The organism is Streptomyces palmae (assembly GCF_004684805.1).
In the GTDB taxonomy this organism is placed as follows: domain Bacteria; phylum Actinomycetota; class Actinomycetes; order Streptomycetales; family Streptomycetaceae; genus Streptomyces; species Streptomyces palmae.
This window is the reverse complement of record NZ_SRID01000128.1, coordinates 1-16,646: the sequence shown is the minus strand read 5'-3', so window position 1 is coordinate 16,646 and position 16,646 is coordinate 1. Positions and strand designations below refer to the sequence as shown.

Genomic DNA, 16,646 nt, shown 5'->3' with positions numbered 1-16,646 from the left:
GGCCCGCAGGGTGCGCACCCGCTGCCCGTCGTACTTGGTGAGCGCGGTGAACAGCACCGTGCGGATCGGCACGTTGACCCCCACCCCCAGGGTGTCGGTGCCGCAGATGACCTTCAGCAGACCGGCCTGCGCCAGCCGCTCCACCAGCCGCCGGTACTTGGGCAGCATCCCCGCGTGGTGCACCCCGATCCCGTGGCGCACATACCGGGACAGGTTCCGGCCGAACTTCGTGGTGAAGCGGAAATTGCCGATCAGCGCGGCGATCTCGTCCTTCTCGGCGCGGGTGCACATGTTGATGCTCATCAGCGCCTGGGCCCGCTCCACCGCCGCCGCCTGGGTGAAGTGCACGATGTAGACCGGTGCCTGCCGGGTCTCCAGCAGCTCGGTCAGCGTCTCGGTCAGCGGCGTGGCGCGGTACTCGTAGCTCAGCGGCACCGGCCGGGTCGCCGAGCGCACCACCGCGGTGGGCCGCCCGGTGCGCCGGGTGAGGTCCTCCTCGAAGCGCGACACGTCGCCGAGCGTCGCCGACATCAGGACGAACTGCGCCTGCTCCAGCTCCAGCAGCGGAATCTGCCAGGCCCAGCCCCGGTCCGGCTCGGCGTAGAAGTGGAACTCGTCCATCACCACCTGGCCGATGTCGGCGTCCCTGCCGTCCCGCAGCGCGATGGAGGCCAGCACCTCGGCGGTGCAGCAGATCACCGGGGCGTCCGCGTTGACCGAGGCGTCCCCGGTGAGCATGCCGACGTTCTCGGTACCGAAGATCTTGCACAGCTCGAAGAACTTCTCCGACACCAGCGCCTTGATCGGCGCGGTGTAGAAGGTCACCTGGTCGTTCGCGAGCGCGGTGAAGTGCGCGCCCGCCGCCACCAGGCTCTTGCCCGAGCCGGTGGGGGTGGAGAGGATGACGTTCGCCCCCGAGACCACCTCGATCAGCGCTTCCTCCTGGGCGGGGTACAGCGAGATGCCCCGCCCCTCGACCCACGTGGAGAACGCCTCGAAGAGCGCGTCGGGGTCGGCATCTCGCGGCAGCTGATCGATAAGAGTGTTCACCCCCCTATACTGCCTGGTCTTTCGCGCCGGTCGGCACCGGCCGTGCGGACGAAGATCGTCCGCCGTTAGGCTGGCCGGACCGGAGACATCGACTCCCGCCCACGGGCGGGCACAAACCAGGGGCGGGGATCGACCATGATGGGACCGGCGCACTCGTTGTCCGGGGCGGCGGCCTGGCTGGGGGTGGGCGCGGCCGCCGGCGCGACCGGGCATGAGATGCCCTGGCCGGTGCTGGTGACCGGGGCGCTGATCTGCGCCGGAGCGGCCCTCGCCCCCGACCTCGACCACAAGTCGGCGACCATCTCACGGTCCTTCGGCCCGCTCTCGCGCGCTCTGTGCGGCGTCATAGACCAGCTGTCGCACGCGGTGTACAAGGCGACCAGGAAGAAGGGCGACCCGCGCCGCTCCGGTGGTCACCGCACCCTCACCCACACCTGGGTGTGGGCGGTGCTGATCGGCGCCGGAGCCTCCGCGCTGGCCGTCGCCGGCGGCCGGTGGGCGGTGCTCGGCATCCTCTTCGTCCACATGGTGCTCGCCGTCGAGGGCCTGCTGTGGCGCATGGCCCGCGTCTCCAGCGATGTGCTGGTGTGGCTGCTGGGCGCGACCAGCGCCTGGATCCTCGCCGAGATACTGAACAGGCCCGGCAACGGCTCGCACTGGCTGTTCACCGGAGACGGACACGAGTACCTGTGGCTCGGACTGCCGATCGTGCTCGGTGCCCTGGTGCACGACATCGGCGACGCGCTGACCGTCTCCGGCTGCCCGATCCTGTGGCCCATCCCGATCGGCCGCAAGCGCTGGTACCCGATAGGCCCGCCCAAGAGCATGCGCTTCCGCGCCGGCGCCTGGGTCGAGGTCAAGGTGCTGATGCCCGCCTTCATGGTGCTCGGCGGAGTGTGCGGACTGGGCGCGCTGGGTTATCTGTGACCGGCGCGGCCCCGCCCACCGCGGGGCCGCGCGCCGGGGCAAGGGGCTGGGGGCCGGAGCGGATGCTCCGGCCCCCAGCCTTTTCCTTGCCTTCTCACTGCTGCCAGGACCGCCACAACGCCGCATACGCCCCGTCCGCCGCGACCAGTTCCGCATGGCTGCCCAGCTCGTTGATCCGGCCGTCCGCCACCACCGCGATCACATCCGCGTCATGGGCGGTGTGCAGCCGGTGCGCGATGGCCACCACCGTCCGCCCCTCCAGCACCCGGGCCAGTGAGCGCTCCAGATGCCGTGCCGCCCGGGGATCCAGCAGCGAGGTGGCCTCGTCCAGCACCAGCGTGTGCGGATCGGCGAGCACCAGCCGGGCCAGCGCGATCTGCTGCGCCTGTGCCGGGGTCAGGGCCAGCCCGCCCGAACCCACCTCGGTGTCGAGTCCCGCGTCCAGACCGCGCGCCCAGCCGTCCGCGTCCACCGCCGCCAGCGCGGACCACAGCTCGGCGTCCCGCGCCGTGGTACGGGCCAGCAGCAGGTTGTCCCGCAGCGAGCCGGTGAACACATGGTGCTCCTGGTTGACCAGCGCCACATGGCGCCGCACCCGCTCGGCCGGCATCTCGGCCAGCCGCGCGCCGCCCAGGGTCACCTCGCCGGTGCGCGGCGCGTAGATGCCCGCCAGCAGCCGGCCCAGCGTGGACTTGCCCGCCCCGGAGGGGCCCACCAGCGCCACCCGGGTGCCCGGGGCCACCCGCAGGGACACCTCGTGCAGGACGTCACTGCCCGCCTGGTATCCGAAGCGCACCTGATCGGCCGCCACCTCGCGGCCGTCCGGCTCCACCGCCCCGTCCCCGACGTCCGGCTCGATCTCCCGCACCCCGACCAGCCGGGCCAGCGACACCTGGGCGATCTGCAACTCGTCGTACCAGCGCAGGATCATCCCCACCGGTTCCACCAGCATCTGCGCCAGCAGCGCGCCGGTGGTCAGCTGGCCCACGGTCATCCAGCCCTCGAGCACGAAGACACCGCCGAGCATCAGCACCGAACCGGTGATCACCGTGTAGGTGCCGTTGACCGCCGGGAACAGCACCGTCCGCAGCCAGAGCGTGTACCTTTCCCAGCCGACCCACTCTTGGATGCGCTGCTCCGACAGCGCCACCCGCCGGTCGCCCAGCCGGTGCGCCTCGATGGTCCGCCCCGCGTCCACCGTCTCGGTGAGCGCGGCGGCCACCGCGGCGTACCCGGCCGCCTCCGAGCGGTACGCACCGGGCGCGCGCCGGAAGTACCAGCGGCAGGCGATCAGCAGACCCGGCAGCGCGATCAGCACCGCCAGCCCCAACTCCGGTGCCGTCACGGTCAGCGCGCCCAGCAGCAGCCCGACCCAGACCACGCCGATCGACAGCTGCGGCACCGCCTCCCGCATGGCACTGGACAGCCGGTCGATGTCGGTGGTGATCCGGGACAGCAGGTCCCCGGTGCCGGCCCGCTCCAGTACACCCGGCGGCAGCCCCACCGACCGGACCAGGAAGTCCTCCCGCAGATCGGCCAGCATGCGCTCGCCCAGCACCGCGCCGCGCAGCCGCACCTCGCGGACCAGCACCGTCTGCACCGCCAGCGCCACCGCGAACAGTGCGACGGTGCGCCCGACATGCAGCTCCTGAGCCCCGGAGGACACGTCCTGCACCAGCCCGCCCAGCAGGTACGGACCGACCATCGAGGCCAGTACCGCCCCGGTGTTCACCGCCAGCAGCAGCCAGAAGGCGCCCCGGTGCCGGCGCAGCAGTACCCGGACATAGCCGCGGACCGTCGCCGGGGTGCCCACCGGCAGGATGGTGGCCGACTCCGGGGCCGCGGGGTCGTACGCCGGTGGCGTCACGCCGATCATGCCGACTCCTCGATCTGCTCGCTGTCTTCCCGCGCCGGGTCCGGCTTCCGCTCGGCGCGCACGGCGGCATCCCCGGTGCCGCCCTCCGGTCGGTCCCGTGCGGGAACGCACCGCGGGGCCGGGCCGGCCATCTGGTGCTCCGCCTCGGTCTGACGGGTGACCACCGCCCGGTAGCCGGCGGCGCCGCCCAGCAGCTCCCGGTGCGTCCCGGTCGCCACCGCCCGCCCGTCCCGTACGAACACCACCCGGTCGGCCCGGTCCAGCAGCAGCGGGCTGGAGGTGAGCACCACCGTGGTACGCCCCGAGCGCAGGTCGCGCACTCCCTCCGCGATCCGTGCCTCGGTGTGCGAGTCCACGGCCGAGGTGGGCTCGTCCAGCACCAGCACCTCCGGATCGGTCACCAGCGACCGGGCCAGGGCCAGCCGCTGCCGCTGCCCGCCGGAGAGCGACCGGCCGCGCTCGGTGATGGTGGCGCTCATCGGGTCCGGCGGCGCCCCGTCCGACCGCGGGGCGGACCGGGCCAGGGCCTCCAGCACATCAGCGCACTGGGCCGCGGCCAGCGCCCGCGCCACCGGCACCGCGCCCGAACACGGCACCGCGAGCAGCTCGGCGAGCGACCCGGACAGCAGCACCGGATCCTTGTCCTGCACCAGCACCGCGGCGCGCGCCACCGCCAGCGGCACCTCGTCCAGCGGCACCCCGCCGAGCAGCACCGACGGCTCCTTGCCGGCCGTGTCCGGCTCCTCGGCGGCGGCATGCCCGCCCAGGCGCTCCGCCAGCCGGCCCGCCGCGTCCGGATCGCCGCACACCACCGCGGTCAACCGGCCCTCCGGCGCGGCCAGCCCACTGGCCGGGTCGTACAGGTCCCCGCCCAGCGGCTGCCCGTGCCATGCCCCCGCCGCTTCCTCGGCTCCGACCGCCGGCTCCGTCCGACGCAGCGCCAGCACCCGGGCGGCGCGCTGCGCCGAGGGGCGGGAGAAGGAGTAGGCCTGGGCGATCTCCTCGAACTGCTGCAAGGGAAAGAGTAGAAAGGTGACGGCGCTGTAGACGGTGACCAGCTCGCCCACGCCGATCCGGCCCTCGTGCGCCAGCCCCGCCCCGTACCAGACCACCCCGATCAGCAGCAGCCCGGGCAGCACTACCTGCACCGCCGCGATCAGCGCCCACATCCGGGCGCTGCGCACCGCCGCGACCCGCACCTCCTGGGAGGCCCGCCGGTACCGCGTCAGGAACAGCTCCTCGCCGCCGATACCGCGCAGCACCCGCAGACCGGCCACCGTGTCGGAGGCCAGCTCGGTGGCCCGCCCGGCCTTCTCCCGCTGCTCGTCGGCCCGCCGGGTGGCGCGCGGCAGCAGCGGGAGGACGGCCAGCGCCAGCGCGGGCACGCCCATCGCCACCACACCGCCCAACGCCGGCTGGTACACCACCAGTGCCACGCACACCCCGATGGTGGTGAGCAGGGCCGCGGTGAACCGCGACAGCGCCTCCACGAACCAGCTGATCTTCTCCACGTCGCCGGTGGACACCGTGACCACCTCGCCGGCCGCCACCCGCTGGGTGAGCGCCGCGCCGAGCTCGGCCGTCTTGCGGGCCAGCAGCTGCTGGATCCGGGCGGCCGCGGTGATCCAGTTGGTGACCACGGCCCGGTGCACCATGGCGTCGCCGAAGGCCGACAGCGCGCCCAGCAGCGCCATCAGCCCGCCGGCCAGCGCCAAACGGGTGCCGGACCGGTCCACCACGGCCTGTACCGCCAGGCCGACCGGGATCGGGAACGAGGCGACCGCGGCCATGTGCAGCAGTCCCCACAGCGTCGCCTTGATCTGCCCGGCCAGTTGGTTGCGGCCCAGCCAGATCAGTAGATGGCGGCCGGAGCGGACATCCGGTCGGCCGGGGTCGGGGTAGGGAAGGTCGCGAATCTGCATGTCGTCCCAGGATGGCTCGGGGGCGGGCGAAGCCGGGGAAATCCAGGTAAATCTGATCGAAACGGTGCGAAATGGTGCGAAGTTGTCAAGGGAGGGCAGAGTGATGCCCTGGCGGTCGAGGCGGCGGTGGGCCGCGAACCGTGAAAGCGTCGCCGCGTCAGGTAGCCGGAATCAACTGGTTTTCCGGGCCGTGACCGGGAACGCGCCAGTCCGGACTGGGGGATATCCGTGGCGAGGTGCGACGATGGCCGGCATGCGTATCTCGGGCACCTTGTGCATGCGTACCGTCCTCCTGTCCGCCGCGGCGGTCCTGCTGGCCACCGGCTGCGGCGGTGGATCCGGCGGCGACGCCGAGAACGGCGACCGCCCGACCGGACGGCCGTCGCACGGCGCCGCGCCGGCGGTGGACAGGACCCGCGTTCCCGGGGTGGGGGACGCCCTCTGGTCGCGCGTCCCGGCCGACTCCCGCCAGATCGTGGTGGTCTACGGCAAGGGGGTGGACTCGGGCGACGCCACCGTGGCCCTCTACACCCGGCACGGCCGAAACTGGCGGCAGGAGCGGGACTGGCCCGCGCACAACGGGAAGCGCGGCTGGACGACCCGCCATCAGGAGGGCGACAAGCGCAGCCCGGTCGGGGTCTACACGCTCAGCGACGCCGGGGGAGTGCTGCCGGATCCGGGAGCCGCGCTGCCCTACGCGGCCAATCCCGCGTTCGCCGCCCCGCACTACTGGCCCAAGACCCACTGGCACGACTTCGACTACGTCATCGCCATCGACTACAACCGGGTCAAGGGCACCAGCCCGCTCGACCCCACCCGGCCCGAGGGGCAGAGCAAGGGCGGCAGCATCTGGCTGCACATGGACCACGGCAGCGGCACCTCTGCCTGCGTGAGCCTGTCCAAGGCGGGGATGGAGTACCTGCTCACGCACCTCGACCCGGCCGCCCACCCGGTCGTGGTGATGGGTGACCGGGCCCACCTGGCCGGCTGAACGCGGCGTAACGGCCGACCGGGCTGAGCGGCTGTCAGCGGCGGCGCTCGGGGTCGGGCCCCAGGGTGTCCAGCAGGCCGCCGAGCACCTGGCGCTGCTGTGCGGACAGCGGTGCCAGCACGTCCTCGGCGGCGGCGCGGCGGGCGGCTCGCAGGGTCCGCAGGGTGGCCCGTCCGGCGTCGGTGAGTTCGATGCGGACCACCCGGCGATTGTCCGGATCCGGTGCCCGGCGCACCGAGCCATGGCTCTCCAGGGCGTCCACCAGGGTGGTCACCGCGCGGGGCACCACCTCCAGCCGCTGGGCCAGGTCCGCCATCCGGGGCGCTCGGCCGTCCCGGTCGCGGTGGCCGACGATGCGCAGCAGCCGGGCCTGGGCCGGGGTGACGCCCAGCGGCTCCAGCCGGCGCTTCTGTGCGCGCTGCAGCCGGCGGGTGAGGTGGAGCAGCTGCTCGGCGAGCCGGCCGGATTCGTCGGGGAGGGAGTCGGACATGCCCCGACCCTATCAGGACCAGGTTCATTGTGAGTTTAGGTAACAATGAGCTAGGCTCTGTGTTCCCGTATCGTCCGCCGCTCCCGGAAGGAGCCCATGCACCACGACGCACCGACATGGACCCCACCTCCCCCCGACCCCGACCAGCCCGCGCAGACCCGCCGCATCCTCCGGCTGTTCCGCCCCTACCGCGGTCGGCTGGCCCTGGTCGGGCTGCTGGTCGCCGCCGCCTCGCTGGTCTCGGTCGCCTCACCCTTCCTGCTCCGCGCGATCCTGGACACCGCCATCCCCGAGGGCCGCACCGGCCTGCTGACCCTGCTGGCCCTCGGCATGGTCGCCGCCGCCGTGGTCAACGGAGTCTTCGGCGTGCTGCAGACCCTGCTGTCCACCACCGTCGGCCAGCGCGTCATGCACGACCTGCGCACCGCCGTCTACGACCGGCTGCAGCGCATGCCGCTCGCCTTCTTCACCCGGACCCGCACCGGCGAGGTGCAGTCGCGCATCGCCAACGACATCGGCGGGATGCAGGCCACCGTCACCTCCACGGCCACCTCGCTGGTCTCCAACCTGACCAGCGTCACCGCCTCCGTGGTCGCCATGCTGGCGCTGGACTGGCGGCTGACCGCCGTCTCCCTGCTCCTGCTCCCGCTGTTCGTGGCGATCAGCCGGCGGGTGGGCAACGAGCGCAAGAAGATCACCTCCCAGCGGCAGAAGCAGATGGCGGCGATGTCCGCCCTGGTCACCGAGTCGCTCTCGGTCAGCGGCATCCTGCTCGGCCGCACCATGGGCCGCTCCGACTCGCTGACCGAGGCCTTCGCCCGGGAGTCCGACCGGCTGGTGGACCTGGAGATACGCGCCAACATGGCCGGCCGCTGGCGCATGTCCACCATCGGCGTGGTGCTGGCCGCGATGCCCGCCGTCATCTACTGGACCGCCGGCATCGCCCTGGAGGCAGGCGGCCCCGATGTCTCCATCGGCACCCTGGTCGCCTTCGTCTCGCTCCAGCAGGGCCTGTTCCGGCCGACCGTGAGCCTGCTCTCCACCGGCGTGCAGATGCAGACCTCGCTCGCCCTGTTCCAGCGCATCTTCGAGTACCTGGACATGCCGGTGGACATCACCGAGCCCGCCGACCCGGTCCGGCTGGAGAAGGTCCGCGGCGAGGTGCGCTTCGAGGCCGTCGACTTCGGCTACGACGGCCAGGGCACCGCGCCCGAGCGCCTCACCCTGCGAGGCATCGACCTGACCGTGCCCGCCGGCGGCAGCCTGGCCATCGTCGGCCCCACCGGTTCCGGCAAGAGCAGCCTGAGCTACCTGGTGCCCCGGCTCTACGACGTCACCGGGGGCCGCGTCCTGCTGGACGGGGTCGACGTCCGCGACCTCGACTTCGACACCCTCGCCCGCGGGGTCGGCGTGGTCGCCCAGGAGACCTACCTCTTCCACGCCTCCATCGCCGACAACCTGCGCTTCGCCAAACCGGACGCCACCGACGAGGAACTGGTCGCCGCCGCCCGCGCCGCCCAGATCCACGACCACATCGCCGCCCTGCCGGAGGGCTACCAGACCCTCGTCGGCGAGCGCGGCTACCGTTTCTCCGGCGGGGAGAAGCAGCGCCTGGCCATCGCCCGCACCATCCTGCGCGACCCGCCGGTGCTCGTCCTCGACGAGGCCACCAGCGCCCTGGACACCCGCACCGAGCACGCCGTACAACAGGCCATCGACGCGCTCTCGGCGGGCCGCACCACGATCACCATCGCGCACCGCCTGTCCACCGTCCGCGACGCCGACCAGATCATCGTCCTGGACGGCGGCCGGATCGTGGAACAGGGCAGCCACAGCCGGCTGATGGAGCTGGACGGCCGCTACGCGGCACTCGTCCGCCAGGACACCCGGCTCCCGGCCGACCAGGACCCCGCCCCCGTGCCGCGAGCGGACCCGGTCCCCGCTCCCTGACGCGCCGGCGGCCCCACCGCGGGGCCGCCGCGGCGCCGGCTCAGGAGAACTCCGCCCGGATCGCCTCCGTGTGCTCGCCCAGCGCGGGCACCGGGCGCATCGGCGCCTCCCGCCCGTAGACCTCGACCGGCGGCAGCAGACCGCGCAGCGGCCCCACCGGCGAACCGAACTCCCGCCAGCGGTCCCGCGCCGCCAACTGCGGATGCGCGGCGAACTCCCCGACCGTGCGCAGCCGGGCGTTGGCGATGCCCACCCCGTCCAGCAGCGCGCTCAGGCCGTCCGCGGTGTGCGCCCCGAAGCACCCCTCCAACACGGCGGTCAACTCCTCGTCGTGCGCGTGCCGCAGCGGGTTCTCGGCGAACCGGGGGTCCCGCACCAGATCCGGCCGGCGCAGCACCCGCTCGCACAGCGCCACCCACTCCCGGTCGTTCTGCACGCTCAGGAACACCCGCGCCCCGTCCCCGCAGCGGTAGGGCCCGTACGGGGAGATCGAGGGATGGCGGGCGCCGCTGCGCGCCACCGGCGCACCCCCGTGGACCTGGGTGTACAGCGGATGTCCCATCCACTCGCCCAGCGCGTCCAGCAGCGAGACCGCCAGCGCGGTCCCGCGCCCGGTGCGCTCGCGCTCGTACAGCGCGGTCAGGATCCCGCTGTAGGCGTACATGCCGCCGGCGATGTCGGCTATCGAGATGCCCGCCCGGGCCGGGGCCGCCGGGTCGCCGGTGACCGACACCAGACCCGTCTCACACTGCACCAGCAGGTCATAGGCCTTCTTGTCGCGGTACGGCCCGGTGCTCCCGTATCCGGTGATCTCGCAGGTGATCAGTGCCGGATGCCGCTCCCGCAGGGTCCGGGCGCCAAGTCCCAGCCGCTCGCAGGCGCCCGGCCGCAGGTTCTGCACGAACACATCGGCCGCGGCCAGCAGCGCGTCCAGCAGGGAGCGGTCGGCCTCCTCCCGCAGGTCCAGGACCACGCTCTCCTTGCCCCGGTTGACCCAGACGAAGTACGCCGACATGCCCTTGACCGCATGGTCGTAGTCGCGCGCGAAGTCGCCCCCCGGCCGTTCGACCTTGATGACCCGGGCGCCGAGGTCGGCCAACTGCCGGGTGGCGTACGGCGCGGCCACGGCCTGCTCCAGCGCGACCACCGTGACACCGTGCAGGGGCGGTGGATTCACCTCACACCCCCGGCCGTCCGGGCAGCGCGCGGAACCGCGCCGCCCTCCGGTGGACGCGCCCCTGGATCGGCCACACCCTCAGCTCCCTTCTCCCGGCACCGCGATGGTGCCCGGCAACGCCGCCTCGTCCCACCCCAGGCGCAGGCCCTCGCGCCGACGCTCCGGCGGAACCCCGGACGAACACGGCAGCCCGTCCACCCGGCGCCCTCCGAGCCCACCACACGATCGGCCCGCCCCGGCAGCGTGATCCTGCCACCACCGGCCCGGTGTGTCGCCACCGCCGGCCCCAGCCGCCGCGGGGACGTCGATCGGGCGGGGGACCGGGCCCCCCAGGAGCGCCGCAGCGCGTCACATCCGCACGGTCAGGCGATCCGGGCCAGATCCTCGCGCAGGACCCGGTACCGCGGTGCCGCTCCCGAGCACAGCCGCTCCACCTCCTCGGCCACCGCCGCCCCCAGCCGCTCCAGCTCCGTGCCCAACGCCCCGGCGATATGCGGGGTGAGCAGGACGTTCGGCAGCCGGTACAGCGGGGAGCCGGCCGGCAGCGGCTCCGGCTCGGTGACATCGAGCACCGCCGACAGGCGCCCCGTCCGCAACTCCGCGGTGAGGGCCGGGGTGTCCACCAGCGCCCCGCGCGCGGTGTTCACCAGCGCCGCGCCGTCCGGCATCAGCGCCAGCCGCCGGGCGTCCAGCAGATGGCGGGTCTCCGGCAGGGCCGGCGCGTGCAGGCTCAGCACCGCGCTGGTGGCCACCAACTCGTCCAGCGGCAGCACCCGCGCCCCCAGCTCCCGCCCCTCGGCGACCGACAGGTACGGGTCGTACACCGCGACCTCCAGATCGAAGGGGCGCATCAACTCGATCACCCGCCGCCCGATCCGGGAGGCCCCGACGATCCCCACCCGGCGGCCGAGGTTGCCGATCCGGGCGGTCGCCTCCGGGCCGGGCAGGCGGCACTCGTCCGCGTACCGCCCGCGCAGCCGCAGCGCGTCCTTGCCGCACAGCAGGATCGCCGCCAGCGTGAACTCGGCGACCGGCAGCGCGTTGGCCGCCGCCGCCGAGCACACCACCAGCCCGCGGTCCCAACAGGCCGGGGTGATGTGGGCCTTGACGCTGCCCGCGGCGTGCAGCACGGTCCGCAGCTTGGGCAGCCCGGCCAGTACCTCCGCGGTCAGCGGGGCACAGCCCCAGCCGGTGATCAGCAGCTCCACCTCGGCCGGATCCATCCCGTCCGGCGCCACCGGACGGGGCGCGGCCTGCCGCGGCACCCGCAGCAGCGTGGCCAGCCGGTCGAGCAGCGGCTCGGGAAACAGCCGGGGCAGGTGCACGGGATCCATCACGAACAGCGCGGCAGGCGAGGGCATGGACACTCCCGGAAGGTCGAACGGCACGACACAGGGGCACAGCCGCACCAGTCTCCCGGCAAACGGCCCGGCGCGACGGCGCCTCGGCGTCCCGGGGCAGTGCCGACCCGCCGTTACGATGGGCGGTCCGCGAGCAGAGCACGGCAGGGAAGGCAGCACCTTGGCAGGGAATCGGATACCGGTCGTCCTCATCGCCGGCTTCCTGGGATCCGGCAAGACCACCCTCCTCAACCACCTGCTGCGCGCCGGCCGGGACACCCGCGTCGGGGTCATCGTGAACGACTTCGGCAGCATCAACATCGACGCCCTGGCCGTGGCCGGGCAGGTCGACTCCATGATCCCGATCGAGAACGGCTGCCTGTGCTGCGCCGCCGACGCCTCGGAGCTGGACGCCATGGTGGACCGGCTGGCCCGCCCGTCCGCCGGGATCGACGTGATCGTGATCGAGGCCAGCGGGCTGGCCGAGCCGCAGAGCATGATCCGGATGCTGCTGGCCAGCGAGGACGAACGCATCATCTACGGCGGCCTGGTCGAGGTCGTCGACGCGGCCGAGTTCGACGCCACACGCGACCGGCACCCCGAGATCGACCGCCATCTGCGGGCCGCCGACGCCCTGGTGCTCAACAAGACCGACCGCATGGACGCCGCCGCCGCGCAGCGCGTCCTGGAGACCGTACGGGGGATCGCTCCCGGCACCCCGGTGGTGGCCGCGGAGTACGGCCGGGTCGACCCCGCCTTCCTCTTCGAGGAGCGGACCGGCCCGGCGGACCGGGCCGGCTACCACCAGTTGTCCTTCGCCGACCTGTGCACCGAGGACCACGACCACACCGACTGCCACGAGGCCGGCGGCCATCTCCACGCGGCCTACGACAGCGTGGAGTTCACCTCCGAACTCCCGCTGCACCCGCGCCGCTTCCTGGACCTCCTGGACACCAGGCCCGCCGGCCTCTACCGGGTCAAGGGCTTCGCCGCGTTCGCCCCCGACCCGGACCGCAGGTACGGGCTGCACGCCGTCGGCGCCTTCCTGCGCTTCACGCCCACCCCGTGGCCCGCCGGGGAACCGCGCCGCACCCAGCTCGTCCTGATCGGCACCGGCATCGACACCGCGGCCCTCAAGGAGGCCCTCGCCGCCTGCGTGGAGCCCGACCCCGCCGGCGTCGAGGAGCACCTCATGCTGGGCGTACTGCGCTATGTGGACCAGCCCGCGGAGGAGCACCGGGACCCGCGGGACGACGCCGCCCCGTACGAGGACTGATCGGCCCAGCCCCCTCGCCACCCCTCGCGGCTGTCCGCCCACCTGGGGTGACCGGAATGCGATGGAGATGCCGGAAACGGCATGGTTCCGGCCGCTCCGGGTACCCGGCTGCCCGCGGCACCCCGCGGGCAGGGGCCGCCGGAGAAGGAGGAGCCATGTGGGACATGTGGGAGCAGACACCCTCCCAGGCCGAGGGAGAACGGGACGACGAGGAGAACACCGCTACCGGCCGACGGCTACCCGGTAACGAGAAGCACCCGGACGTACCGCGCACCACGCCCTCCCAGGCCGAGGGCGAGCGAGACGACCAGAAGTGAGGCGGGCCCGACCAGGGGAGGGCCGCGGGGACGGCCCGGACCAGCGCCGGGCCGCCCCCGCGGCCCTCGCCGCCGCACCGGGCACCGCGGAAACCCCGGCTCAGCGAGCGGGCAGCACCTTGTGGGCCGGATCGTGGTCGGCCTCGATCTCCCGGGGCCCCGGGCGAAGAGCGCGACCCCGGCGAGCGGCGTGTCGAACCGCACCGCGGGCACCGCCTCGGCTTCCCCGACCAGGCCCTCCTCCACGACGAAGCGGTAGCCGGTGCGCACCACCTCCCGCCACGGTCGGCTCTCGTGCACGGTGGTCATCTCCCCCTCCACCGACCAGTCGCCGCGCGCGTACCACTCCTCGGCGACCTCCAGCGCCCCGGGGCCAGGGCAGTGCCAGCGGAACCGGACGATCTCCATGCCCGCCAGGTTGGCGACCACGCTCCACCCCCGCCCGTCGGGCAGGAACCCCAGGTCACTGCTTTCCATGACCCCGTAGTCGAACGGGGCACTACTCCAGTGGCCGACCAAAGCATCATCGCGGTTCATCCGCTCATCATCCCGCCGCCCCGCGCCGGATCGCCGACCGGCCCCGTCCAAGGGCCCGCGGCACCTCGACCAGGCCGGGGCGCCGGAGGCTCCTCGTACCGCGCGACCGCCGCCGACGGGCACGCTCCGGGGGAAATCCCGTGGCCGCCCCCGGTGCCGCTCCCTAGGATCGGACCTTGTGCTGACCCCTCCGTCCTTCATCGACGACAAGGCGATCGCGGGCGCGGTCGCCACCCACTGGCTGCCCGAGGCCACCGAAGCCCGCTACCTGCCCTGGGGTTTCGGCGCGCACCACTGGCGAGTCGCCGGTGGCGGAACCACCCTGTTCGTGACGTTGGACCAGCTGGGCCCCAGGCACACCGCGGCATCGCTGGAGGCCACCTACGCCGGTGCCGCCGCCCTGGCCGCCGCCGGTCTGGACGCGGTGTGCGCTCCGCTGCCGTCCCGGTCCGGGCGGTTCACCGTCGACGCCGGGTGCGGCGCCCTCAGCGTGACGCCCTGGCTGGACGGGCGGTCCCCGACCGAGACGGAGGCCGGCGAGCCCCGGCACGTCGGCGAGGTCGTGGCCGCGCTGGCCGCGCTGCACCGCGCCGCACCCCCCGAGGGCCTGCGGGAGTGGACTCCGCGGGTCGGGCCGCGGTTCGCCGACGAGGTGCGGGCCCGCACCGCCGAGCCCTGGACCTCCGGCCCCCTCGCCCAGGAGGCTCGGGCCGCGCTGGCCGCGCGCCACGAGGCGATCGCGCGCTGGACCAGCCGGTACCTGGAGCTGGCCGACCTGGCCCGCGCCCGCCGGGACGCATGGGTGCCCACCCACGGTGAGCCGCACAACGACAACCAGGTCATCACCGCGTGCGGCCTGACCCTGGTCGACTGGGAGTCGCTGGCGCTGGCGCCCCGCGAGCGGGACTACGCCGACCTGCTGGAGGCCGGCGCGGGGGAGCGGCTGGACCACGACCCGGCGATGGTCGAGCTGTTCGCGCTCGACTGGAGGCTCTCCGAGATCGCCGAGTACCTGTCCTGGTTCGCCGCCCCCCACACGGGCACCGACGACGACCGCACCGCCCTGGAGGGCCTGTACGAGGAACTCTCGGCCGCCGAGGAGTGAACCCCGGTCCGCCCGGCGCGGCTGAGAACTCCTCGGCCTGGGCCTGCCGATGGCCGCCCATCGCCTGCCGGTGCCGCGGCGGGTGAACCGCTCCCGGTTCCCGGGCGCCGCCTGCCGGGGGAGGCGGTCAGGTCAGCCAGGCCCGGCACAGCCACCAGGCGTTGATGGCGCCGAAGGTGTCGAAAGGGTCGATGCCGGTGACGTCGGCGAAGCGCTGGACCCGGTTCCGCACCGTGTTGGGGTGGACGAACAGCCGCTCGGCCGCCGAGGCCACCTCCCGGCCGGCCTCCAGCCAGGCGCGGACGGCGAGGGCGACTGGTTCGGCGTTGGCGCCGAGCGCGCTCCAGGCCGTCCGGTGGCGATCCAGCAGCACCGCGGCCAGGTCGGCGCGGTCGGCCACGGCGGCGAGCACGGCCACATCGGCCACATGCACCACGCCGGTCCGTCTGGTCGACTCGGCGGCCGTCAGCGCGGCGACGGCCAGGCGCCGCAGGGCGCCCAGCTCCTCCGGCTCGGCCGGGCCCGCGAGTCCGGCCGCCGTCTCGGCCCTGGCGGCGCGCGCCGAGGGCGGCCGGGTGAGCACGCCGACCAGCAGGCCGTCCACATGCCCCATCAGCGCCGGGGCGTGATCGCGCGGCGAGTGCTCCAGGCCGGTGTCGTCCGGCCGGGCGACCAGCACCCACAGCCCGCCGGTCGCGGGCAGCCCGGCCTCGGCGGCTGCCAGCGTGGCCGCCGAGCCGCCCTCCAACAGGCGTCGCAGCACCATCAGGTCCCGATCGCCCACGCCCGCGTGCGGGTCGGTCCCGGTGGCGCGGTGGGCCCTGATCAGCCTGGAGCGCACCGCCTCGGCCCAGTCGTCGTACAGTTCCCGCGCGTCGAACAGCAGCTCGGCCGGGATCCCGGCCTCGGCGGCGGCATCCCGGGCCCGCGACCAGATCGCCCGCTCGGCGATGTGGATGGCCCCGAGCACCGCCTCGATGGGCACGCCCTGCCGGGCTCGGGTGACGCCGAGCTCCTCCACGAACGACAACTCCGCCTCCGTCGGACCCCGCCGAGCCGCCAACGCCCGCGTCGCCGCGGCCAGCAGCGCACGGGTGTGCCCGGCGATGTCGGAGGGCGGGAGCACCGCGATCTCCCGCACCATCGTGCGCACACCGGTGACCACGGACGGCAGCAGGTCGTCCTCCCCGACGACCCGTTCGATCAGGTCGACCACGCTGTCCCAGCCATCACGCCGCATGCGGTGCATGCTCGGCCCTCGTTGTGGCCCGGCACAAGTGGGCCGCCGAATCACGTGAGGTGGGACATGTCCAGAGGCATGATCGGCGCCTACGGTTGGCTGGAACCACAACGACGGCCGCGGCCCGCGGGAGCGGCCGTGGAGAGAGAAGGAAGAGCGCGTGTGCCGGACGGCCCGACCTCGCGACCGCGCCGGTGGGCGGCCGCCACGGCCCCTGGCGGCGCGGTGACCCGGCACGCCACCGAGGACGGCCGTACCGCGGTGGCACCCGGATCCGCCCCCAGGGTGCCCGCCCGGCACCAGGGGCTCAGGCCGACCGCCACCGGTCGCGCGGCCACGGCTGCCTGAGCGCGGGGGAGCCGGGCAGGCCGCTCCAGCCGCTCGCGGCCGCGCCCGTCCCGATACGCGGAGGCCGCCGCCCGGGCCCGGCGCACCCCGTCTCCCGCCC

At 73.9% G+C, this 16,646-nt stretch carries 13 protein-coding genes; 5 read left to right on the top strand and 8 right to left on the bottom strand.

The window, feature by feature from the left end:
- A partial coding sequence (locus E4099_RS15570; RefSeq protein ID WP_135339656.1) for a DEAD/DEAH box helicase occupies positions 1-1,050 on the bottom strand: 1,050 nt, incomplete at its 3' end.
- Positions 1,051-1,185: 135 nt separating this feature from the next.
- On the opposite strand from E4099_RS15570, the gene E4099_RS15565 reads away from it, so the two are divergent.
- Complete coding sequence (locus E4099_RS15565; protein ID WP_135339655.1) at positions 1,186-1,977, top strand: metal-dependent hydrolase; 792 nt, start codon at positions 1,186-1,188, stop codon at positions 1,975-1,977.
- A 94-nt stretch (positions 1,978-2,071) separates the two neighbouring features.
- Here the strand turns inward: E4099_RS15565 and E4099_RS15560 are convergent, their stop codons facing one another.
- The gene (locus E4099_RS15560; RefSeq protein ID WP_135339654.1) at positions 2,072-3,853 is read right to left on the bottom strand and encodes an ABC transporter ATP-binding protein; all 1,782 of its coding nucleotides are present in this window, start codon (positions 3,851-3,853) and stop codon (positions 2,072-2,074) included.
- A complete protein-coding gene (locus E4099_RS15555; protein ID WP_135339653.1) occupies positions 3,850-5,775 on the bottom strand; it encodes an ABC transporter transmembrane domain-containing protein in 1,926 nt (641 codons plus the stop codon). Before E4099_RS15555 ends, E4099_RS15560 begins: the two co-directional genes overlap by 4 nt.
- Positions 5,776-6,019: 244 nt before the next feature.
- On the opposite strand from E4099_RS15555, the gene E4099_RS15550 reads away from it, so the two are divergent.
- Positions 6,020-6,766, top strand: a complete 747-nt coding sequence (locus E4099_RS15550; protein WP_386390669.1) for a hypothetical protein — start codon at positions 6,020-6,022, stop codon at positions 6,764-6,766.
- Positions 6,767-6,800: 34 nt separating this feature from the next.
- Here E4099_RS15550 and E4099_RS15545 read toward each other — a convergent pair whose 3' ends face one another.
- A complete protein-coding gene (locus E4099_RS15545) occupies positions 6,801-7,256 on the bottom strand; it encodes a MarR family winged helix-turn-helix transcriptional regulator (RefSeq protein ID WP_135339652.1) in 456 nt (151 codons plus the stop codon).
- Positions 7,257-7,352: 96 nt separating this feature from the next.
- Between E4099_RS15545 and E4099_RS15540 the strand changes: the two genes are divergently transcribed.
- Positions 7,353-9,206, top strand: a complete 1,854-nt coding sequence (locus E4099_RS15540) for an ABC transporter ATP-binding protein (protein WP_135339651.1) — start codon at positions 7,353-7,355, stop codon at positions 9,204-9,206.
- Positions 9,207-9,246: 40 nt separating this feature from the next.
- On the opposite strand, the gene E4099_RS15535 is transcribed toward E4099_RS15540, so the two are convergent.
- Positions 9,247-10,383, bottom strand: a complete 1,137-nt coding sequence (locus E4099_RS15535; RefSeq protein ID WP_135339650.1) for a CaiB/BaiF CoA transferase family protein — start codon at positions 10,381-10,383, stop codon at positions 9,247-9,249.
- A gap of 362 nt (positions 10,384-10,745) precedes the next feature.
- A complete protein-coding gene (locus E4099_RS15530) occupies positions 10,746-11,744 on the bottom strand; it encodes a hydroxyacid dehydrogenase (RefSeq protein WP_135339649.1) in 999 nt (332 codons plus the stop codon).
- A gap of 160 nt (positions 11,745-11,904) precedes the next feature.
- Between E4099_RS15530 and E4099_RS15525 the strand changes: the two genes are divergently transcribed.
- Positions 11,905-12,999 (top strand): CobW family GTP-binding protein, encoded by a 1,095-nt coding sequence (locus E4099_RS15525; protein WP_135339648.1) that lies wholly within the window; start codon positions 11,905-11,907, stop codon positions 12,997-12,999.
- A gap of 236 nt (positions 13,000-13,235) precedes the next feature.
- Here the strand turns inward: E4099_RS15525 and E4099_RS15520 are convergent, their stop codons facing one another.
- Positions 13,236-13,853 (bottom strand): hypothetical protein, encoded by a 618-nt coding sequence (locus tag E4099_RS15520; RefSeq protein ID WP_135339647.1) that lies wholly within the window; start codon positions 13,851-13,853, stop codon positions 13,236-13,238.
- A gap of 178 nt (positions 13,854-14,031) precedes the next feature.
- On the opposite strand from E4099_RS15520, the gene E4099_RS15515 reads away from it, so the two are divergent.
- The gene (locus E4099_RS15515; protein ID WP_135339646.1) at positions 14,032-14,958 is read left to right on the top strand and encodes a phosphotransferase family protein; all 927 of its coding nucleotides are present in this window, start codon (positions 14,032-14,034) and stop codon (positions 14,956-14,958) included.
- Positions 14,959-15,085: 127 nt separating this feature from the next.
- On the opposite strand, the gene E4099_RS15510 is transcribed toward E4099_RS15515, so the two are convergent.
- Entirely contained in the window at positions 15,086-16,198 is a 1,113-nt protein-coding gene (locus tag E4099_RS15510; protein WP_135339645.1) for a helix-turn-helix domain-containing protein, read from the bottom strand.
- Positions 16,199-16,646: the final 448 nt, after the last annotated feature.